This window comes from Thioclava sp. 'Guangxiensis', from assembly GCF_045348365.1.
In the GTDB taxonomy this organism is placed as follows: domain Bacteria; phylum Pseudomonadota; class Alphaproteobacteria; order Rhodobacterales; family Rhodobacteraceae; genus Thioclava; species Thioclava kandeliae.
In genome coordinates this window covers 269,955-288,400 of record NZ_CP155824.1, presented here as the reverse complement: position 1 = coordinate 288,400, position 18,446 = coordinate 269,955, and the positions used below count along the sequence as shown (strand labels likewise).

The following is an 18,446-nucleotide window of genomic DNA, read 5'->3' as shown; positions in this document are numbered from 1 at the left end:
GAATGAAGGTCCTCGTACCCGTCAAGCGCGTGATTGATTATAACGTGAAAGTCCGCGTGAAGGCGGATGGGAGCGGTGTCGATCTTGCGAATGTGAAAATGTCGATGAACCCGTTCGACGAGATTGCCGTGGAAGAGGCGATCCGTCTGAAGGAGAAGGGCGCGGTCTCGGAGATCGTGGTGGTCTCCGTGGGCGTGAAGCAGGCGCAGGACACGCTGCGCACGGCGCTGGCGATGGGGGCCGATCGCGCGATCCTCGTGGAAGCCGCCGATGACGTGCATACCGATATCGAGCCGCTGGCCGTGGCCAAGATCCTTGCCAAGGTGGTGGCCGAAGAGGCTCCGGGTCTGGTGATCGCCGGCAAGCAGGCCATCGATAACGACATGAACGCGACGGGCCAGATGCTTTCGGCCCTGCTGGGCTGGTCTCAGGCGACCTTTGCGTCGTCGGTGGAGATCACCGGTGACGAAGCACAGGTCACGCGCGAGGTCGATGGCGGGTTGCAGACCATCAAGGTCAAGCTGCCGGCGATCATCACCGCCGATCTGCGCCTGAACGAGCCGCGCTATGCCTCGCTGCCCAACATCATGAAAGCCAAGAAAAAACCGCTCGAGGCAAAGACTGCCGCCGATTACGGCGTCGATGTTGCCCCGCGTCTGGAGATCGTGAAGACCGCCGAGCCTGCGGGCCGTGCGGCGGGCGTCAAGGTCGGGTCGGTTGACGAGCTGGTGGCGAAACTCAAAGAAGCGGGAGCTCTGTGATGGCTGTTCTTCTGATCGCGGAAATCGCGGGTAAAGAGGTCGCGCTCGACGCGACCGCCAAAGCGCTGACGGCCTCTGCGGCTCTGGGCGAAGTGACTGTTCTCGTGGCGGGTTCCGGCGTGGACGCGGCCCCTGTGGCGGGCCTGTCGGGCGTGGCGAAAGTGCTCAATGTCGATGATGCGGCCTATGCCCATGGTCTGGCCGAGCCGCTGGCTGATCTGGTCGTCAGCATGGCGGGCGGGTTCAGCCATATCGTGGCGCCCTCGACCGCCTCGGCCAAGAACGTGCTGCCGCGTGTGGCCGCACTTCTGGATGTGATGGTGATCTCGGATGTGACGGCGGTGGTTGATGCCGACACCTTCGAGCGCCCCGTCTATGCCGGCAATGCCATCCAGACGGTGAAATCGAAAGACGCGACCAAGGTGCTGACCGTGCGCACGGCCTCGTTTGACGCAGTCGCAGCCGGTGGCGCGGCGCCGGTCGAGGCAGGTCAAGCCGCTGGCGACAAGGGCCTGTCGTCTTGGGTCGAGGACCGCGTGGCGGCCTCGGACCGCCCCGAGCTGACAAGCGCCAAGATCGTCGTCTCCGGTGGCCGTGGCGTGGGTTCGGAAGAGGACTTCGCCATCATCTCGACGCTGGCGGACAAGCTGGGGGCGGCTGTTGGCGCCTCGCGCGCGGCCGTCGACTCGGGCTTTGCCCCCAACGACTGGCAGGTGGGCCAGACCGGCAAGGTCGTGGCCCCCGATCTCTACATCGCCTGCGGCATCTCGGGCGCGATCCAGCACCTTGCCGGCATGAAGGATTCCAAGGTGATCGTCGCGATCAACAAGGATGAGGAAGCCCCGATCTTCCAGATCGCCGATTACGGCCTCGTGGCAGATCTCTTCGCCGCCGTGCCAGAATTGACCTCCAAGGTCTGAGACAAGAAAGGGGGCCGAAAGGCCCCCTTTTTACTGCGCTGGTCAGTGCTTCAGAACCAGCGCTTTTCGAAACTGCGCCCGCCCAGTTCGGAGAGCATGGGCCGCAGCTGGCGCGACATCATACCGACATCGGAGCCGAGCCCCACCATCCGGAAGCCCTGCTCCAGCCGCGTCACGAGATCCGCATTATCCATCGCCATGATCCCCGATGCGATCCCTTTCCGGCCCGCCTTCTCGAGCACCGTCAGGATCTCTTCGGCAACACCCGGCCCTTCCCATTCGCCCAGAAAGCCGCGCGAGGAGGACAGATCGGCAGGGCCTAGAAAGATCGTCTCCAGTCCCTCGACCTCGAGGATGCTGTCAATATTATCAACCGCATCGCCCAATTCGATCAAGGGAATGACCATGCATTCCTCATTTGCCATCGCCAGATATTCCTGCAGCTTCAGACCCCAACGCAGCGAACGTTCGCCACCGATGCCGCGTTGTCCGCGCGGCGGATAACGCCCGAACTGCATGCCCAGCTCCAGATCCTCCGCCGTGCGCACCAATGGCAAAAGCACGCCGTCCGCGCCCAGGTCGAGCGCGCGTTTGATCGTATCCACGGTAATCGCCGGCACGCGTACCAGCACCGCCAGATCACTGCCGCGCGCCGCCCGCAGATGCTGGGCCACGTCCTTATAGTCGAGGCAGCCATGCTCCATATCGAGCGTCACCCAATCAAGGCCGAGTTCAGCGGCCAGTTCGGTGACGGTTGCGGATTCCATGGTGACCCAGAGCCCCTTGCAGGGCGCATCGCCCTTCAGTTTGGGGCGGAGCGGATTACTAAAGTCTGGTAAGGGCATTTCAATCAATCTTTCAGCGAGACATTATTTGCGTTTGGTCCAGAAGACGACGCGTTTTCCGATCAGGCGCAGGCAGAGGTTCAACACCGCCGAGATTGCGCCCAAGAGCAGCAGGAGAGCGAAGACCGAGGCGAGATCCAGCGAGAAGTTGGCCTGCAGGATCAACACGCCGATGCCTTTGCGCGCGCCCACAAACTCGCCCACGATGGCGCCCGTGACCGACAGCACCAGCGCCGCCGACAGCCCCGCAAAGAGGTAAGGCAATGCCGAGGGGATCAGCACCTGTGTGAGGATCTGCAGACGCGAGGCCGCAAGTGCCCGCATCAGCTCTATACGGTCATGTTCGGTCGCATGCAGACCCGCGAGCATATTCACCAGCACAGGGAAGGCCGCGACCATCGCGACGATGGCGATCTTGGCGCCAAATCCGAAGCCAAACCACACGATCATCAGCGGTGCGATGGCGATCTTGGGCATGGATTGCAGCGCCACGATATAGGGGAAGACCAGCCGGTCGAGCGCGGGCCAAAGCACCATGACCACGGCAATCGACATGCCGATCAGGGTGCCCGCAACAAAGCCTGCCACGATCGAGCTGGTGGTGGCCGCCGCCGCCTCTACATAGGCACCGCTGGCGAGGCCATTGATCAGCGAGTGGACGACAGCCATGGGATGGGGGAGCACATAGCCCGGCACATCGAAAATATCCACACAAAGCCACCAGACCACGATGATAAGCGCCGCCGGGATCAGGTATTGCGCGCGCTCGTAGACCCCGCGCAGAAGAACAGGGCGGACCGTGCGGAATTGCGCGGGGGCAGCAGTTGTTTCGGCAGGCATCAGTTATCTCCCATATCGGAGGCGCCAAGCAGGCGGCGCAATTCGACCGAGATCTCGGCAAAGGTGTCGCTGGCCATATGGGACAGCTGGCGCGGGCGCGGCAGCGGGTTCTCGATAACTTTCAGCACCCGGCCCGGACGGCCCGTCATCACGATGATCTTGGACGAGAGGAAAACCGCCTCCGAGATGCCATGCGTCACGAAGACCACGGTTTTCTGCTGCTTCATCCAGATCTTCTGCAGCTCGAACATCATCTTCTCGCGGGTCAGCGCATCAAGCGCCGCAAAGGGCTCGTCCATAAGCAACACATCGGGGTCATGCAAAAGCGACCGCGCAATGCCCGCACGCTGCTGCATCCCGCCCGAAAGTTCCCACGGATGGCGGTCGCCAAAGCCTTCAAGCCCGACCATCGCCAGCAATTCGTCGGCACGCTTGCGGGCCTGCACCATATTCTCGCGCGCGACACGGGCGGGCATGGCGACATTCTCGCGGATATTGCGCCATGGCAGCAGAACGGGCGCCTGAAACACCATGCCGAACTCGCGCGTGGGATGGGTGATCTGGGTCGCCCCATGACTGACACGGCCCTTGGTGGGGCGTTGCAGCCCCATCAACACCCGCAAAAGGCTGGATTTGCCGCAGCCGGAAGGGCCGACGATGGTAACAAATTCGCCCTGTTTGATCTCGCAGGAAAACTCCTCGATGGCGACCACCTTGGCGTCCCCCTGCCCGTAGGCAAGGGTGATATCGTCAAGGCGGATTGTCGTATCCGCGCGCGTTTCGGAGGCCATGGCGCTATCCAGCGGGGTCATTGCGCAGCCGCCTTGGTCGCAATGGACAGATCGACCGTGTTGACCTGATCGATCAGCTCGTCGGTATAGAGCGATTTGACGAAAGCATCCAGTTTGGCCTTATCGGAGAACTGCTCGGCGACAGAGGCAAATTCCATCAGGCCAGTCCATGTGCTGTCGGACATCTCGCCCCATTTGGTGGAGCTGTCCTTGTAGTCCTTCCAGATCTCGGCAGTGCGGTTGATATAGATCTCGCCCTGTTTGAGCGCTTCCTCTTCGGAGATACCGGCAGGCTTGCTGGTGAAATCCCAGAAATAGCGGGTGGCTTTCTCGGGGTTGATCTCCATGAAGGTCTGGTTCAGCACCACCCCTTCAAGCGTGCGGGCCGCAACATCGGGATGCTCCTTGAGGAATTTGGTATTGGCCACAATCACCCCCGACGGCTCGGGCGGAGCGTAGTAATCGAAGGACGCGCCAAGGATCTCCAGCGCAGCCGACAGCCCGCGCGAGAAGCTGATCGCATCCACGTCGCCCGATTTCAGCAGCGAATAGGCCTGTGCCCCCGAGCCGATGGCCACGATCTCGTATTGATCCGGCGCGACGCCCAGCTTGGACATATAGGCCTTCACCCAGGTGACCGCGCCCGACGACATGCTGAGCACGCCGATACGCTTGCCTTTCAGCCCCTCGGGACCCGAAATGCCGGTGCCTTTGGGGATGGCCACGGAATAGACCGGCGCGATATCTTGCAAGAACACGGCCTCGACCGGGAGGTCGGGCTGCTTGAGCTTGGCATTGATGAGCGCCGAAAGACCCATATAGCCCATATCGGCATCGCCCGACGCGACAAGCTGCAGCGCCGCGGCCGAGCCCTGAATGGTCATCACATCGGCATCGAGACCAAGTTTTTCATAAAACCCCGCGGGAACGCCCAGAAAAACGAATCCGTGATAGGGCAGGACGGTCGAGCTGGGCAGAGCGATGGAGACATCATCAAGCTCTGCGGCCTGGCCCATGCTGGCGGCGAGGCTGGCCACCAGAAGGGCACCGGCCTGAAGGGTTCTCGTGAAACTATGGTTCATAATCTTGCTTCCCTGTTGTGGTTGCTATGGCTGGAGAACCGCATCGCTGCTCTTGCCGGCGGCTGATGCGCGAGAAGACGGGTCAGGCTGCGGGAGCCTCAGACGCGGACATAGATGCCGCCGTCATGTTCGGCGGTCGCAAAGATCGGCAGCGCCTTGTCGGTCGGCGCGTCGATCGGCTCGCCGGTCTTGATGGAGAACAGCGCCTGATGCAGCGGGCATTCGATGCAATCCCCGTCGAGATAGCCCTCTGTCATGATCGCATAGGCATGGCTGCAGATATTGGAGGTGGCATAGATCACGCCCTCGACGCGGTAGAGGGCGATCTCTTCCTCGCCTACATTGACAGAGGTCATCTGGCCTTCGCCGAGCGCGTCACTATCGAGCACGCGGACCATGTCTTGCACATTCTGGGTCATGGGATTTCCTTGGCTAGGTGGGGGCTAGGGTTTCAGGTTGGCAACAAGGCGCCGCGCGGTGCGGCTGCAATGGATGGCGCATAGCTCGCCCGCAAGCTCGCTATCGCCGGAGCGCATGGCCGACAGGATCTCGCGGTGGTCGCGGCTGGCCTCGGTCACGTCACCGGTGACCGACAGTTCGATGCGCATATAGGGTTCCACCTGATCGCGCAGTTGCAACAGAAGACGCCGCAGCCTCGGGCGGTTGCAGCAATCGAGGATGTAGTCATGGAAGCGGCGGTTAAGCAGGCACCATTCGGCCAGACCGGTCGCATGGGCCGTATCGGTTGCCTCCATCCGGTCCAGAAGGTCCTCGAGCACCAGCATATCGCCGGGTTTCTGCGCCTTGGTGGCGATCTGGCCCGCATGGCTTTCGAGCACCATACGAAGATCGAAGATCTCGCGGATCTCGTCCTCGCGCAGGGACACTACGGCAAATCCGCGCCGCGGGCGCAGCACGAGGAACCCTTCGGCCTCGAGCCGCGAGAACGCCTCGCGCAGCGGCACACGGCTGGTGGCATATCGGCGCGCCAGATCCTCCTGGCGCAGCACCACCCCGGGCGCCCAGATACCCGACAGGATCTTCTGCCGGATATCGGTGTAAAGCGTTACGGCGACAGGTGTGACACTCATGGCTTCCTCCTGCCCCCTTACCCGCGTCAGATCGCAACGACCGCTTCGACTTCGAGGATGAACTCGGGCTTCACGAGGCCCTGCACGATCAGCAGGGTGTTCGGCGGGAAGATCCCCGACGGATACCATTCGGGGAAGTGGGCCGCGCGCTTGTCCATGAAAGGCTGGATATAGTCGCGCGAGGTGGTGAAGGTGGTGAACTTCACAACCGACGCCATGGTGCCACCCAGACCCTCGATCACCCCTTTGAGATTGCCGAAGACCTGATCGAACTGGGCGTCGAAATCACCGGTCCCCACGATATCGCCTGCGGCATTCACCGAAAGCTGGCCCGCAACAAAGCGGTACTGGTCGCCCGCGACATGGCCCACCGAGGTATAGAGGCCCTGCGCCGGAACCGAGCCCGGCGGATCGATATAATCGATTTTCATAACTATGTCCTTGAGTTAGTCGATAAAGGTCGGCTCGGGGATATTCAGCACTTCGTAAAGCGACTTCGGTCCCTCGAAGATGGTCAGCCAGTAATCCTCGGTCTTGCGGAATTCCTGCACCTTGGCGAAGATCTCTTCCTCCCATTCGAGCGGCACAACGGTGATCCCGTCCATATCGCCCAGGATCAGATCGCCCGGTTTGACGGCCAGACCGCCACAGGCGATCGGAATATCCATCTCGCCGCCAAAGGCCTTGTGCGGGCCCTTGGGCGTGACGCCCTTGCAGAAGATCGGATAGCCGAGATCGATCGCTTCCTTGATGTCACGCACGGCGCCGTCGATCACCAGACCACCCAGGCCCCGCTTGATCCCTTCGAGCGCGGTAACGCCGCCAAACATCGCGACCTCGCAATTGCCGCCGGCTTCGGCCACCACCACCTCGCCCGGGCGGGCATAGGAATTGGCGTAATGGATGATCGAGTTATCGGCATGGATCGCGCGCACGGTGCGTGCCTGCCCGCAGATCCGCATGGAACGGTCGAGAGGCTTGATGTCATGGCCCATCGCCTGACCACGGTTCATCATATCGGAGGCCGAGGCGGTGTTGACCTTGCTCCATGCTTCAAGCCGTTCGGGGCTAAGCTGGCGGAACTGGGATTTATATATGTTGTAAGCCATTGTCTTTCCTTTCGCTTAAAGCGGCACGGCGATCAGGTTCGGCACCGAGAAGGTATCGAGCACCACGATCCGTTCGCGCAACTTCGCGCCATCGGCGGTGAAGACGATCTTGTCTTCGTAATGGCCGGCCACGAAGAGCTTGGAGAAGCCCTCGAGCGTGGATTGCACGATCATGAAATTGGTATGCGCAATCAGGATACCGTTCTCGTAGCTCTGGAACTGTGTGCCGTTCAGGAAATGGCGGTCCCAATGCGGGTTGTATTTGGAGGACACATCCAGAACCATCAGCCGGTCCTTGATGATATCGAGGCTATCGCAACGGATGATCGCCGACGGGTAGCCGCAGTCGATATTCTCGCGCGGGATCACATGATAGCACGAGCTCTGGTCGAAACAGTCGATCCATGCCTCCAGTTCCATCCGGTCCAGATGCAGCACACTGTCGAGGATCAGCTCGGAGGCCTGCTGGCGGATCTCTGCGGGAATGGTGGGGTTGGAACGCGCAACCACCACGTCTTTCATGTCTTTCATTGTTCTGCTCCTTCCGGCGCAAAGCCCATGAGCTGCGCGTAATAGGCCCAGAAGCCACGGATGGTGACTTCGTTCACACGGGTGTCGCGGTCGCCGATGGAGCCGATACCGCCCATCTCGATCACCGCCATCTCGTCCTCAGCCGCCGATTTGGTGGTGCGGTGCACCATCTCGAGCGCCTCGCCGTCTTCCATGGAGATCAGCCCCGCCGGACCCACCATATTGGCCTGGTTCAACCGGTGCTGGACCATCTCCTCGCTGTCATCGGCATAGGTATAGAGCACCCATGTCAGTTCGAACCCGTCCACACCCAGCGTGCGGATCTTGCGCATGGCCAGCGTGTTGCCGATCTGGTGGAAGAAGCAGTTGGGGAAGACATTCATCACGCGGGTCGACATGCCGAAGGGGTTCTCGTCGATGATATTGACCATCGAGTAATCGTTGAGACCCGCGATCTCGCCCTTCTTCACGCCGTTCTCGATATAGGCTTTGAGCGCCTCTTCATCGCTATCCGAGCCCTTGTATTGGAACAGGATCGAATGGCGGTGCTTCTCGTCCATATAGCCGCCCGCGACCTGCGTCAGGCGCGACAGGCCGAAGGTGCGGTTGAACTCATGCAGGAGCGAGCCGTGATAGGCGTCCTTGATATTCTCGGGATAGAGCTTCCAGTTCGCCGCGATCCGCTGGCGCTGATAGCCGAGGATCTTGATCGGACGGTTGAACATCTCGCCCACATGTTTGGTGAACAGCGGGCCGAGATAGTCCTCGATCGGCTCCATATCATGGTGGAACGTTCCGAAGATCACCCCGTTGAACGACGTCACCCGCACTTTCACCAGATTGTGGTTCTTCATATCAAAACATTCGGGCATGCCGCCCTTGCCATTCGCGCCACGGCGGAAGGGCACGCCCTTCAGGTCGCCCTTACGGTTATAGAGCCATGCGTGATAGATGCAGGTATGCTCTTTCGCGGTGCCCCAGGGCTCGCGCACAATCTCGGCGCCACGGTGGGCACAGCGGTTCACGAAGGCATAAAGCTCCCCGTCATCGTCACGGTTCACAACGACCGGCGTATCTCCCACATGGCAGACGCGGAAATCACCCGGATTGGGAATTTCGGCTTCGAGGCAGAGCACATTCCAGCAGCGGCCACGGAAGATCTTTTCCTGCTCGAGCGCATAGATCTCGGGGTCGTGATAAATCGAGTAAGGCACGCGCGAGTAGTCGTTGCGCGGCCAGTTCACTTGCACTCCGGCAAAATCCTTCATCGGTCTGAATCCTTTGGGGTTACGGCAGCTATGCCAGTTGGCTTTCGTATTCGGGCCTCTTTTGTATTCAAAAGGACAAAGTAAATCTGAGTCAATGGTGTTTATTTAAGCGTAACCCCAAATTTCTTGGGTGTGCTTACATTTTATGCATTCAAAAGGCGGAAATTACCCGCATTATGTATTCAGAATCGAAAAAGGAGAGAATTCATGAGATTCGTTCGCTTCGCTCTGAAATCCGGCAACATCGATCAGGCCCGCATTGGAGCCCTGTCCAAAGACAGCAGCCAGATTCTACCCTTGGATGCGCTGTGCCGGTCAGGCGATCTGCTCGATCTGATCGGGCGCGAGGCCGAGGCCGAGGCGCTGGCCGCCACCGTCACCCCGATTGCCGCCGCCGATGCCACGCTGCTGGCACCGATCCCGCGCCCCGCCCGCAATATCTTCTGTGTCGGAAAAAACTATCACGCCCACGCCGCCGAATTCCACCGCTCGGGCTTTGATGCCTCGGCCGGTCAATCGGCCACGCCCGATTTCCCCATCATCTTCACCAAAGCCTCCAATACCGTCACCGGTCCGGGCTGCGAGATCCCGTCCTGGCTCGATGACAGCCAGAGCACCGATTACGAGGGCGAACTGGCCGTGATCATCGGCAAAGGCGGGCGCGGCATCAGCAAGGAGAACGCGATGGACCATGTCTGGGGCTATACAGTCGCCAATGACGTCACCGCGCGGACCCTGCAAAAGGACCACCGCCAGTGGTTCATCGGAAAATCCATCGATGCCTTCTGCCCGATGGGCCCCTGCATCAGCACCGTCTCCGAGATCGCCGACCTGAATACAATGCGGCTGACCACCCATGTGAACGGAGAGAAACGACAGGATGCGGTGATCGCCGATCTGATCTTCGACATCCCCACCCTGATAGAGACACTGTCGAAACGCCTGACACTCGAGCCGGGCGATATCATCCTGACCGGCACACCCGAGGGTGTGGGCATCGGCATGACCCCTCCCGTCTATCTGGCCAAGGGCGATGTGGTCAGCGTCGAAATCTCGGGTATCGGCCTACTGGAGAACACTGTGGCATGACCCATCACATCATCATCGGCGCGGGCCATGCTGGCATGGCGGCCGCCCGCGAGCTGGCCAAGCACGGGCAGGTGACGGTCATCGATGCCGACCCGTATCTGCCCTATGAACGCCCTGCGCTCTCGAAAGAGTTCCTGCTGGCCGACAGCTTTCCCGATCCCCAGTCGCATGACTGGGGCGCGATCACCTTTGTGGGCGGAACGCGCGTGGCCGAGATCCGGCCTGACGCGCACGAGATCCGGCTCGAGGACGGAAGGGTTCTGGGCTACGACCGGCTCCTGCTGACCACGGGCGGCACCGCGCGTGCCCTGCCGGTTGCGGGGGCGGAAATGATCCTTGGCCTGCGGGATCTCGGGGATGCGCGCAAGCTACACGGGCTGTTGCGCGAGGCGCTCGATATCGCGATCATCGGGGCGGGCGTGATCGGGCTCGAAGTTGCATCGACCGCGCGCAAGCTGGGGCTTGGTGTGCATGTGATCGAACTGGGAGCTCGCGTAATGGCGCGGTCGCTGCCGCCCGAGATCTCCGATCTGCTGATGGCGCGCCATCGCGCCTCGGGCGTGCAGTTCCATATGGGCACGGGGCTCGATCACCTGCGCACCCGCGACGGGCGGCAGATCCTGCATCTGGGCGATGGCAGCGATCTGGAGGTCGATCAGACCTTGGCTGGTGTGGGGTTCACTCCCGATACCGGACTGGCCGAAGCCGCGGGGATTGCCTGTGATCACGGGATTGTCGTGGATGGCGCGGGCCGGACCTCGGCCCCCGATATCTTTGCTGCGGGTGACGTGAGCGTGTTTCCGGATAGTCAGCAGAGCCCCAGCCGCTGGCAGACATGGCAGCATGCGCAGCGTCATGGTTCCCATGTTGCCAAGGCGATGGCGGGACAGAGCAGCGACTACATGCCCCTGCCATGGTTCTGGACCGACCAGCAGGGGATCAACCTGCAGGTTCTTGGCAGCCCGCTCGGGGCCGATCACTGCGTCCTGCGCGGCGCGCCCGAGGGCCCTTCGACCCGCATCTATCTGCGGGATGGTCAGATCGCCGGAGCGGTGATGATCGACCAGGGCCGCGACACGCGCCCGCTGACTGCGCTCATAGAGAGCGGGGCCAGCCCCGATCCGGTCGCGCTGGCAGACCCTGCCACCCCGCTGCGCAATCTGATCCCCGCGCGCTCTGCCGCCTGACCGCCTTGCGCGCGCCACTTCCGGCGCGCGGCTCCCCTAGTTCCGGACGTCCCATGACCCAGACCCGCCATGACTGGACGGTGATCGCTTCTGTCTCGACCGTGCATTTCGTCAGCCATATCCATATCCTCGCTTTGGCGCCGCTCTTTCCCTTGCTCCAGAAGGAGTTCGGCTGCGGATATACGGCGCTCGGTCTGATCGTGATCGGCTACAACCTCGTCACGGCGCTCTTGCAGACACCAATGGGGCGGATCACCGACCGCTTCGGCGGGCGGGCTCTTCTGGTGCTGGCTCAAATCGGCGCGGCGCTGGCCTTTCTGGCCGCCTCCATGGCCCAGTCCCTGACCGGACTGGCTATCTGTGTGACACTGGCCGGCATCGCCAATGCGGTCTACCACCCTGCCGATATGGCACTGCTGAGCCGTCATGTCAGCCATACGCGCCGCGCCCAAGCCTTTGCCACCCATTCGCTGGCAGGTATCGCGGGCTTTGCCGCAGCCCCCCTGTTGATCGGTGCATGGGGGCTCATTGCAGGCTGGCGCGCGGGCTTGATGTTGACCGCCACATTGTCCTGCCTTGGTCTGATCGCCCTGCTTGTGTTGAATACGCTACCGCTCGGAAAGCATATCCCCAACGACACCGGATTCTCTCGACGCGTTCCCGCATGGAAAATCCCCGTCTTCCGGCGCCAGTTCGGGCTGTTTGCGGCCTTCGGAGCGATCTCGGCTGCCTCGCAGGGGTTCATGATCCCCGCGCTTCTGGCCTATAGCGGCATGAAAGTCGGCGCCGCCACGACATTTCTGAGTGCCTATCTCCTCGCCATTACGCTCGGTGTGGCTCTGGGCGGCATGACTGCCCGCCGGCTACTCCCCGCCCGCAGCCTGATGTTCGGAATGGGAGGCTCGGCGCTGTGCTGGGCACTGGCAAGCCTCACCCTCCTGCCACAACCGCTACTCTTCGCACTCATCTGCGTGGCAGGTCTTGCCAACGGCCTGGCGCTTCCCTCGCGCGACACGCTTCTCGCCGGTCTGGCGGAGGGCCCGGATCAGGCGGCGATCTTCGGCTTTGTGACAGCCGGTCTGGGCGTCGGTCAGGTGATCGCCCCGCTGGTCGCGGGACCACTTGTCGATCAGGGGCTCGGGGTCGCGCTTTTTCCGCTGCTGGCGGCGCTCTCACTGGCCTGCCTTCTGGGCCGTGAAGCCGCGCCCAGCTCCGAAACCGCCGGTCATTCCCTGCCCAGATGATCCAGCAGACGGCGCTCGGTCCGACGGCAATGGGCCGAACACAGATCTCCGGCCAACTCGGCATCACCGGCCTGCAATGCCCCGATAATCTCCAGATGGTCCTGCATCGCTTCGGCCACATCCACGCTGAGGGCGACCTCCATACGGACATAGGGCTCGACCTGATCGCGCAGCAGCAATGCGATCCGCTGCAGGCGCGCGCGTCCGCCAATCGCAAGGATCCGCTCGTGGAAAGACCGATTGGCCTGCGCCCAGATCTGCCGACCCTCGGGGGTCGAGGCATCGGCCGTCACCATCTCTTGATGCAGCTCCGTCAGCGCCGCAAGGTCCCCATCACTGCGTTTGCGGGCCGCGATCTGCCCTGCCTGACGCTCGAGCACGCTGCGCAGATCGAAAATCTCGGCCATCTCCTCTGCCTCGAGCGAGACCACCGCATAGCCCCGCCGCGGGCGCGACAGCAAGAACCCTTCGGCCTCGAGCTTCGAGAACACCTCGCGCAACGGCACGCGGCTGACCTCCAGCTGGCGCGCGATATCTTCCTGCCGCAAAACAGAACCGGGCGGGTATGCGCCCGACAGGATCCGCTCGCGCACAGCCGCATAGATCCGGTGCGCAATCAGCTCGCCATCTGCCAGTCCCATCTCGCGCCCCTTCATGCTACTTGCCACAGATAGTCCGCCCCGCGACAAAAGTGAATACAAAAACAGCCCCCGTCCCGGGCACCGCCAGCGGGAGAGCATTTGACGTGAAGACACCGCTTCTATATCCCAAACCCGACGAGACGAGGTCCATATGCCGCCAATCCCATCCCCTGCAGCTCCCTCATTGTCCGAGGGCCGCGAAATCGAGGATATGATCGACCGCGCCCGTGTGATCGCCGCAGTCGAGGCCGGACGGCTGGACGCGAGATCGGCGCGCACCTGCCTCGCACATCTTGCCGCAGGGATCGAGGGAAACCGGCAGGGCGCGCTCCATGATCCACTGGGCGGCCCGTTGCCACAGGCCGAGCGACAGGCGCTGCATTTCCGTATTGGCAGCCGCGAGACCCTGCTGGGCCTGATGCAGGCCAATTACCGTTTGCGCGAGGCGGTCATCGGCTTTGCGGAAACCCACCGGCAGGCGATCTATCTGCATTGCGCCTATGGCGAACCCGCCGAGCCGCGTAATTTCGGACATTGGGCGCTGATGGCCGACAGCGCGCTTGCGCGCGATTCCGAGAGGATGGTGGCTCTTTATAACCGGATCAACCGCTCGCCCGCCGGGGCCGCAAGCGGCAATGGGGCCGAATTCGGGCTCAACCGCTTGATGCTGGCCGATCTGCTGGGCTTTGACGGGTTGGTCGAGAACACGCTCGATGCCGCACAGAGCCGCGATCTGGTGCTCGAATGCGCCGGCGTTCTGGCGATCTGGGCGCAGACGCTGGCGGGTATCGTAACCGAGATCCTCGGCCATGCGTCCCCCTGCGAACGGCGGATGGTGCTGCCGCTCTGGGTTCTGCGCCCGAGCCTTCTGAAATCGGAGCGCGCGCCTGAGCAATTGCTCGAATTGCGCCATTTCTCGACGCGCGCAATCGGGTTCATGAGCGGCCTTTTCACCAGCGAGAGCGCCGCGTCAGGGCCGGTCGAGCGTCTGGGAAACCAGCGCCAGCTGGGCGAGCTTGCCAATGAGCTGGCCGTCCGGCTGGAGGTATTGGCGCGTGTATTCGAGGATCTGGAACTTGTCCCCGAACGCGGCACTTCAACCGTAACCGATGCCGTTTACCGCTCGCCGCCGCCCGAACTGACCCGCTTCCTGCAGGACCGCTCGGGTCTCTCATGGACGGATGCCACGCTCCTCATCGACGCCGCCCTGCGGGATCTGGACGCCAAGTCCCGCCCGCTTTCGGCGCTGGCACCCGAGGATATCGCGCGGGCTGCAAAGGCAGAGGGCTTCCCCGCTTTCGACCTTTCGACAGACGAGCTGCGGAGCCTGCTGGCGCCAGAACTTTTCATCGCCCACCGTAATACGATCGGTGGCCCGGGGGCGGATTCGATGGCAAGCGGCATCATCTCGGCACAGGCACGCATCCGGCTCGGCCTCAACCGGCTGGACGAACGGAGGCGCCAGGTCGATGCCGCAGGGGCCCGCCTGCGCGCCGCGATGAAGGCGATCTGAACGGGCGCCTCAGGCGACCTTCGGGCCGTAGCCCGCACGCCCGAAATCGCGCCCGCCAAGGCTATGATCGAGCGTCTTCAGCAGCGTCTGCGTATAGGCGTGGCGCGGATTGGCGAAAATCTCCTCGGTCGGCCCGATCTCCAGCAGCTCGCCATGATAGAGCACCGCGATGCGATCGCACATATAGCGCGCCACCTCCAGATCATGGGTGATGAAGACCATCGAGAGATCCTGCTCGCGCTGGATCTCGCGGAAGAGGTCCAGAACCCCCGCCCGCACCGAGACATCGAGCTTCGACACGGCCTCGTCGGCGACGATCAGCGAGGGCTGCAGGCAGACCGCACGCGCGATTGCCACACGCTGCAGCTGCCCGCCCGACAGTTCGTGCGGATAGCGCCCGGCATGCTCGGGCGTAAGCCGCACGCGCTCCAGAAGTGCGCGCACCTGTGCTGCAAGCTGCGCCTTGTCGCGCAGGCCGGTGAGCCGCAGCGCCTCGCCGAGCGACTGGCCCATCGTCTTGCGCGGATTGAACGAGCCACCCGGATCCTGGAATACCATCTGCAATTCGCGCCGGATCTTGCGCAGGCCCGTCTCGCCCATGCGGGTGATGTCGCGGCCCTTATAGGTGATCTTCCCGGTGGGATCATAAAGCCGCAGCAGACAGCGCCCGAGCGTGGTCTTGCCCGAACCGGATTCTCCCACAAGGCCGATCACCTCGCCCTTGCGGATTTCGAGCGAGATATCCTTCAACGCCTTGAAGGCCGCGCGGGGGCCCACCGGCGGGAAGGTGAGCGAAAGGTTCTCGACCTCGAAAAGCGGCTCCTTGACGATGCTCGGCGCAGCCGTTGCAGGGCGCGAGAGCGCTCGGGCCGTATCGATCAGGAGTTTCGTGTATTCATGTTGCGGCGCCTCGAAGAGCTGCGTGGCAGGGGCCACCTCGAGCACCTCGCCTGCGCGCATCACCGCGATCCGGTCGCAGAGCGAGGCCGCGACCGCCATATCATGGGTGACAAAGATCATCGCCGCATCAAGACGTTTCTGCAGCGCGCGGAAAAGCGTGAGGATCTGGTGCTCGACCACCTTGTCGAGATTGGTCGTAGGCTCGTCCGCCACAATCAGATCGGGCTCGAGCGCCAGCACCAGCGCGATCAACGCCCGCTGCAACATGCCGCCCGACAACTGGTGGGGATAGAGGTCGATACTTTCCTCGGCGCGGCGGATACCCACCTCCTGCATCAGCGCGATCGCCCGCGCGCGTGGCGCCGTCTCGCTGCGGGCCTTCATCCCGCGACGTTCGACACGGGCAAAGATCTGCTCGAAATGCCAGCCGATACGCTTGGCGGGGTTGAACGAGCCCACGGGATCCTGAAAGATCATCGCCATGCGCACACCGCGCAGCCCGCCAAACTCGGCCTCGCTCAGCGCGGGAAGCGCCGCGCCATCAAAGCGTAGCTCGTCCTGGGTCACATGCGCATTTCCGGGCAGAAGCCGCAGCAAAGCCATGCCGGTCATGGTCTTGCCAGAGCCGGACTCGCCAATTATCCCCAAGATCTCGCCACGGTAAAGATCGAGATCGACCCCGTGCAGCACCTCTTTGCGCGAGGCCCCCTTGCCGAATGCGACCTTCAGATTGCGGATCGTTACCAGAGGTTGCTTCATGGCTCAGGCCCTTTCGCGCAGTTTGGGGTCGGTCAGATCACGCAGCCCATCGCCCAGAAGATTGATCCCCAGAAGCGCGATCGAGATGGCCACGCCGCTCATCGTCAGCACCCAAGGCGCACGGGAAAAATATTCGCGCCCATCGGCCATGATGCCACCAAGGCTCGGCGTAGGCGGCTGCACGCCGAGACCAATGAAGCTCAGCCCCGCCTCGAGGATGATGGCAAAGGCCACCCCCACCGACGCCTGCACGAGGATCGGCGCGAGGATATTGGGCAGGATATCGGAGACCATGATCGCCAGCGGATGCCGCCCCATCAGGCGGGCGGCCTGCACGAAGGGTTCCTCGCGGATCAGGCCGGTATTGTTGCGGGTGATACGGGCAAAGATCGGCAGATAGACGAGCGCGATCGCGGCCACGAGATTGGCGGTGGAAAAGCCGAAAAGCACCATCAGGAGCATCGCCAGAATAAAGCTGGGGAAGGCAAAGAGCAGATCCATGAGACGCATCAGCACGCTATCGACCCACCCTCCCCAATAGCCCGACATGATCCCGATGGCCGAGCCCAGAGCCGCTGCCAGCAGGATCGAGCCCGCAGAGATTACCAGCGAGACCTGCGCCCCCTGCAGCACGCGTGACAGGACATCGCGCCCGAAACTGTCGGTGCCGAACGGATGCGCGAGGCTCGGCGGGGCCAGCATCGCCATGAAATCCATATCTTCGGGACCATAGCCGATAACATGCGGCCCGATCACCACCACAGCGACCATCACGACCACGATGAGAAGGCCCACAAGCCCCGTCGGATGGTGTAGAAGACGTTTGAACGATGACATAGGATACCCCTTATCCGGCCTTATTTGACCGTCTGGCGCGGATCGAGCGCCGCACACAGGCAATCGACCGCCAGATTGACCGCCAGCACGATGACTAGAAACACCACCGTGCAGGCCTGCAGCACGGCATAATCACGCGCGAAAGCGCCATCGACCATCAGCGAGCCGATGCCCGGAATGCCGAAGATCCGCTCGACCACGACGACCCCGCCAAGGATGTAGCGGATCTGCAGCCCGACCACCGTGAGATAGGGCACGAGCGAGTTGCGCAGCACATAGTGAAGGAAGATGAAGCTCCTGCGCAGGCCGAAGGACGTGGCCGCCGTCACATGTGCCCGCGAGATCGTCTCGATCAACACGGCCCGCAAGGTGCGGGCAAAGACCGCAGCCATCGGGGCTGCAATGGCCAGCGCCGGCAGGAAGGCGGCATGGAACGCGCCCGTGAGGCTCTCGGAGGGCGGGACATAGCCGAAGGCGGGAAACAACCCGAGCCCCAGCGACAGCCCGAAGATCAGCACATAGCTCATCCAGAAATCGGGCATCGAGATGCCGAAAACCGCGATCGAGGTGGCGATGGTGTCGGTGGCCCTGCCACGGCGCAGCGCCGCCGCTGTGCCCAGCACGAGCGAGATCACTACCGCCAGCACCAGCGCAAGCGTCCCCACGAAGATCGTGGCAGGCAGCTTCTGCGCGATAAGCCCCGCCACCGGCAGCCCCCGTGCGACCGCCAGAGACTGGCCGAAATCGCCGGTGACGAACCCGCCGAGCCAGCCGAGATACTGCATCCAGACCGGTTGATCGAGGCCGTATTCGGCACGGAAGGCCGCGATGGCATCCGGCGTCGCATTCTCGCCCAATGCGGCCAGAGCAGGATCGCCCGGCGCCGCCTGCATGGTCAGGAACACCACCAGAGTGCCCGCCAGCAGCACCACGAGCCCGCCCAGTATCCGCTTTGCCAGATAGGCGGCAAGCGGCCCCCATCTCTCGGCGAAGGACAGTCCGGGCGGCGCCTCGGCCCCGATCAGATCCGACATGGGA

The 18,446-nt window shown here is 62.7% G+C and carries 20 protein-coding genes; 6 read left to right on the top strand and 14 right to left on the bottom strand.

From position 1 onward, the window contains the following. Positions 1 to 2: 2 nt before the first annotated feature. Positions 3 to 761 carry an electron transfer flavoprotein subunit beta/FixA family protein gene (locus ABEB22_RS18665; RefSeq protein ID WP_339115380.1) on the top strand — a complete coding sequence of 253 codons (759 nt, stop codon included), beginning with the start codon at positions 3 to 5 and terminating at the stop codon, positions 759 to 761. Next, a complete protein-coding gene (locus ABEB22_RS18660) occupies positions 761 to 1,681 on the top strand; it encodes an FAD-binding protein (protein ID WP_349295286.1) in 921 nt (306 codons plus the stop codon). The genes ABEB22_RS18665 and ABEB22_RS18660 overlap by 1 nt, the downstream gene beginning before the upstream one ends. A 50-nt stretch (positions 1,682 to 1,731) precedes the next feature. On the opposite strand, the gene ABEB22_RS18655 is transcribed toward ABEB22_RS18660, so the two are convergent. The 10 genes from ABEB22_RS18655 to ABEB22_RS18610 form a co-directional block, all read right to left on the bottom strand. Then, positions 1,732 to 2,526 carry an aldolase/citrate lyase family protein gene (locus tag ABEB22_RS18655; RefSeq protein WP_339115378.1) on the bottom strand — a complete coding sequence of 265 codons (795 nt, stop codon included), beginning with the start codon at positions 2,524 to 2,526 and terminating at the stop codon, positions 1,732 to 1,734. A gap of 24 nt (positions 2,527 to 2,550) precedes the next feature. After that, complete coding sequence (locus tag ABEB22_RS18650) at positions 2,551 to 3,366, bottom strand: ABC transporter permease (protein WP_339115377.1); 816 nt, start codon at positions 3,364 to 3,366, stop codon at positions 2,551 to 2,553. Continuing rightward, a complete protein-coding gene (locus tag ABEB22_RS18645; RefSeq protein WP_339115376.1) occupies positions 3,366 to 4,178 on the bottom strand; it encodes an ABC transporter ATP-binding protein in 813 nt (270 codons plus the stop codon). The genes ABEB22_RS18650 and ABEB22_RS18645 overlap by 1 nt, the downstream gene beginning before the upstream one ends. Further along, positions 4,175 to 5,239, bottom strand: coding sequence for an ABC transporter substrate-binding protein (locus ABEB22_RS18640; RefSeq protein ID WP_339115375.1), 1,065 nt, complete (start codon positions 5,237 to 5,239; stop codon positions 4,175 to 4,177). Before ABEB22_RS18640 ends, ABEB22_RS18645 begins: the two co-directional genes overlap by 4 nt. A gap of 98 nt (positions 5,240 to 5,337) precedes the next feature. Further along, positions 5,338 to 5,658: a non-heme iron oxygenase ferredoxin subunit gene (locus ABEB22_RS18635; protein WP_349295285.1), complete on the bottom strand. Its 321-nt coding sequence runs from the start codon at positions 5,656 to 5,658 to the stop codon at positions 5,338 to 5,340. A 24-nt stretch (positions 5,659 to 5,682) separates the two neighbouring features. After that, positions 5,683 to 6,330 carry a GntR family transcriptional regulator gene (locus ABEB22_RS18630; RefSeq protein ID WP_349295284.1) on the bottom strand — a complete coding sequence of 216 codons (648 nt, stop codon included), beginning with the start codon at positions 6,328 to 6,330 and terminating at the stop codon, positions 5,683 to 5,685. 26 nt (positions 6,331 to 6,356) lie between these two features. Next, positions 6,357 to 6,761: a RidA family protein gene (locus tag ABEB22_RS18625; RefSeq protein ID WP_349295283.1), complete on the bottom strand. Its 405-nt coding sequence runs from the start codon at positions 6,759 to 6,761 to the stop codon at positions 6,357 to 6,359. A gap of 15 nt (positions 6,762 to 6,776) precedes the next feature. Further along, positions 6,777 to 7,439, bottom strand: a complete 663-nt coding sequence (locus tag ABEB22_RS18620) for an RraA family protein (RefSeq protein ID WP_339115371.1) — start codon at positions 7,437 to 7,439, stop codon at positions 6,777 to 6,779. A 15-nt stretch (positions 7,440 to 7,454) separates the two neighbouring features. Continuing rightward, a complete protein-coding gene (locus ABEB22_RS18615; protein ID WP_349295282.1) occupies positions 7,455 to 7,970 on the bottom strand; it encodes an aromatic-ring-hydroxylating dioxygenase subunit beta in 516 nt (171 codons plus the stop codon). Next, positions 7,967 to 9,238 (bottom strand): Rieske 2Fe-2S domain-containing protein, encoded by a 1,272-nt coding sequence (locus ABEB22_RS18610; protein ID WP_339115369.1) that lies wholly within the window; start codon positions 9,236 to 9,238, stop codon positions 7,967 to 7,969. Before ABEB22_RS18610 ends, ABEB22_RS18615 begins: the two co-directional genes overlap by 4 nt. A gap of 207 nt (positions 9,239 to 9,445) precedes the next feature. Between ABEB22_RS18610 and ABEB22_RS18605 the strand changes: the two genes are divergently transcribed. From ABEB22_RS18605 to ABEB22_RS18595, 3 genes are read left to right on the top strand one after another with little or no spacing between them, the layout of a single operon-like run. Beyond that, positions 9,446 to 10,327, top strand: coding sequence for a fumarylacetoacetate hydrolase family protein (locus tag ABEB22_RS18605; RefSeq protein ID WP_339115368.1), 882 nt, complete (start codon positions 9,446 to 9,448; stop codon positions 10,325 to 10,327). Continuing rightward, positions 10,324 to 11,514 (top strand): FAD-dependent oxidoreductase, encoded by a 1,191-nt coding sequence (locus ABEB22_RS18600; protein ID WP_349295281.1) that lies wholly within the window; start codon positions 10,324 to 10,326, stop codon positions 11,512 to 11,514. Before ABEB22_RS18605 ends, ABEB22_RS18600 begins: the two co-directional genes overlap by 4 nt. Before the next feature lie 53 nt (positions 11,515 to 11,567). Beyond that, on the top strand, positions 11,568 to 12,758 hold the full coding sequence (locus ABEB22_RS18595) for an MFS transporter (RefSeq protein ID WP_349295280.1): 1,191 nt from the start codon (positions 11,568 to 11,570) through the stop codon (positions 12,756 to 12,758). On the opposite strand, the gene ABEB22_RS18590 is transcribed toward ABEB22_RS18595, so the two are convergent. Next, a complete protein-coding gene (locus ABEB22_RS18590; RefSeq protein ID WP_349295279.1) occupies positions 12,740 to 13,399 on the bottom strand; it encodes a GntR family transcriptional regulator in 660 nt (219 codons plus the stop codon). The two genes, ABEB22_RS18595 and ABEB22_RS18590, sit on opposite strands and share 19 nt — an antisense overlap. 151 nt (positions 13,400 to 13,550) lie before the next feature. On the opposite strand from ABEB22_RS18590, the gene ABEB22_RS18585 reads away from it, so the two are divergent. Continuing rightward, on the top strand, positions 13,551 to 14,912 hold the full coding sequence (locus ABEB22_RS18585) for a lyase family protein (RefSeq protein WP_406871215.1): 1,362 nt from the start codon (positions 13,551 to 13,553) through the stop codon (positions 14,910 to 14,912). A gap of 9 nt (positions 14,913 to 14,921) precedes the next feature. On the opposite strand, the gene ABEB22_RS18580 is transcribed toward ABEB22_RS18585, so the two are convergent. The 3 genes from ABEB22_RS18580 to ABEB22_RS18570 are packed head-to-tail and all read right to left on the bottom strand — an operon-like array spanning position 14,922 to position 18,442. Next, positions 14,922 to 16,571, bottom strand: coding sequence for an ABC transporter ATP-binding protein (locus ABEB22_RS18580; protein WP_349295277.1), 1,650 nt, complete (start codon positions 16,569 to 16,571; stop codon positions 14,922 to 14,924). A gap of 3 nt (positions 16,572 to 16,574) precedes the next feature. Next, complete coding sequence (locus ABEB22_RS18575) at positions 16,575 to 17,408, bottom strand: ABC transporter permease (protein ID WP_349295276.1); 834 nt, start codon at positions 17,406 to 17,408, stop codon at positions 16,575 to 16,577. 20 nt (positions 17,409 to 17,428) lie between these two features. After that, positions 17,429 to 18,442, bottom strand: a complete 1,014-nt coding sequence (locus ABEB22_RS18570; RefSeq protein ID WP_349295275.1) for an ABC transporter permease — start codon at positions 18,440 to 18,442, stop codon at positions 17,429 to 17,431. Positions 18,443 to 18,446: the final 4 nt, after the last annotated feature.

Bases quoted from the DNA above. Each gene is read 5' to 3' on its own strand.
- ABEB22_RS18665 (WP_339115380.1), top strand. From the start codon at position 3: ATGAAGGTCCTCGTACCCGTCAAGCGCGTGATTGATTATAACGTGAAA.
- ABEB22_RS18660 (WP_349295286.1), top strand. From the start codon at position 761: ATGGCTGTTCTTCTGATCGCGGAAATCGCGGGTAAAGAGGTCGCGCTC.
- ABEB22_RS18655 (WP_339115378.1), bottom strand. From the start codon at position 2,526: ATGCCCTTACCAGACTTTAGTAATCCGCTCCGCCCCAAACTGAAGGGC.
- ABEB22_RS18650 (WP_339115377.1), bottom strand. From the start codon at position 3,366: ATGCCTGCCGAAACAACTGCTGCCCCCGCGCAATTCCGCACGGTCCGC.
- ABEB22_RS18645 (WP_339115376.1), bottom strand. From the start codon at position 4,178: ATGACCCCGCTGGATAGCGCCATGGCCTCCGAAACGCGCGCGGATACG.
- ABEB22_RS18640 (WP_339115375.1), bottom strand. From the start codon at position 5,239: ATGAACCATAGTTTCACGAGAACCCTTCAGGCCGGTGCCCTTCTGGTG.
- ABEB22_RS18635 (WP_349295285.1), bottom strand. From the start codon at position 5,658: ATGACCCAGAATGTGCAAGACATGGTCCGCGTGCTCGATAGTGACGCG.
- ABEB22_RS18630 (WP_349295284.1), bottom strand. From the start codon at position 6,330: ATGAGTGTCACACCTGTCGCCGTAACGCTTTACACCGATATCCGGCAG.
- ABEB22_RS18625 (WP_349295283.1), bottom strand. From the start codon at position 6,761: ATGAAAATCGATTATATCGATCCGCCGGGCTCGGTTCCGGCGCAGGGC.
- ABEB22_RS18620 (WP_339115371.1), bottom strand. From the start codon at position 7,439: ATGGCTTACAACATATATAAATCCCAGTTCCGCCAGCTTAGCCCCGAA.
- ABEB22_RS18615 (WP_349295282.1), bottom strand. From the start codon at position 7,970: ATGAAAGACATGAAAGACGTGGTGGTTGCGCGTTCCAACCCCACCATT.
- ABEB22_RS18610 (WP_339115369.1), bottom strand. From the start codon at position 9,238: ATGAAGGATTTTGCCGGAGTGCAAGTGAACTGGCCGCGCAACGACTAC.
- ABEB22_RS18605 (WP_339115368.1), top strand. From the start codon at position 9,446: ATGAGATTCGTTCGCTTCGCTCTGAAATCCGGCAACATCGATCAGGCC.
- ABEB22_RS18600 (WP_349295281.1), top strand. From the start codon at position 10,324: ATGACCCATCACATCATCATCGGCGCGGGCCATGCTGGCATGGCGGCC.
- ABEB22_RS18595 (WP_349295280.1), top strand. From the start codon at position 11,568: ATGACCCAGACCCGCCATGACTGGACGGTGATCGCTTCTGTCTCGACC.
- ABEB22_RS18590 (WP_349295279.1), bottom strand. From the start codon at position 13,399: ATGGGACTGGCAGATGGCGAGCTGATTGCGCACCGGATCTATGCGGCT.
- ABEB22_RS18585 (WP_406871215.1), top strand. From the start codon at position 13,551: ATGCCGCCAATCCCATCCCCTGCAGCTCCCTCATTGTCCGAGGGCCGC.
- ABEB22_RS18580 (WP_349295277.1), bottom strand. From the start codon at position 16,571: ATGAAGCAACCTCTGGTAACGATCCGCAATCTGAAGGTCGCATTCGGC.
- ABEB22_RS18575 (WP_349295276.1), bottom strand. From the start codon at position 17,408: ATGTCATCGTTCAAACGTCTTCTACACCATCCGACGGGGCTTGTGGGC.
- ABEB22_RS18570 (WP_349295275.1), bottom strand. From the start codon at position 18,442: ATGTCGGATCTGATCGGGGCCGAGGCGCCGCCCGGACTGTCCTTCGCC.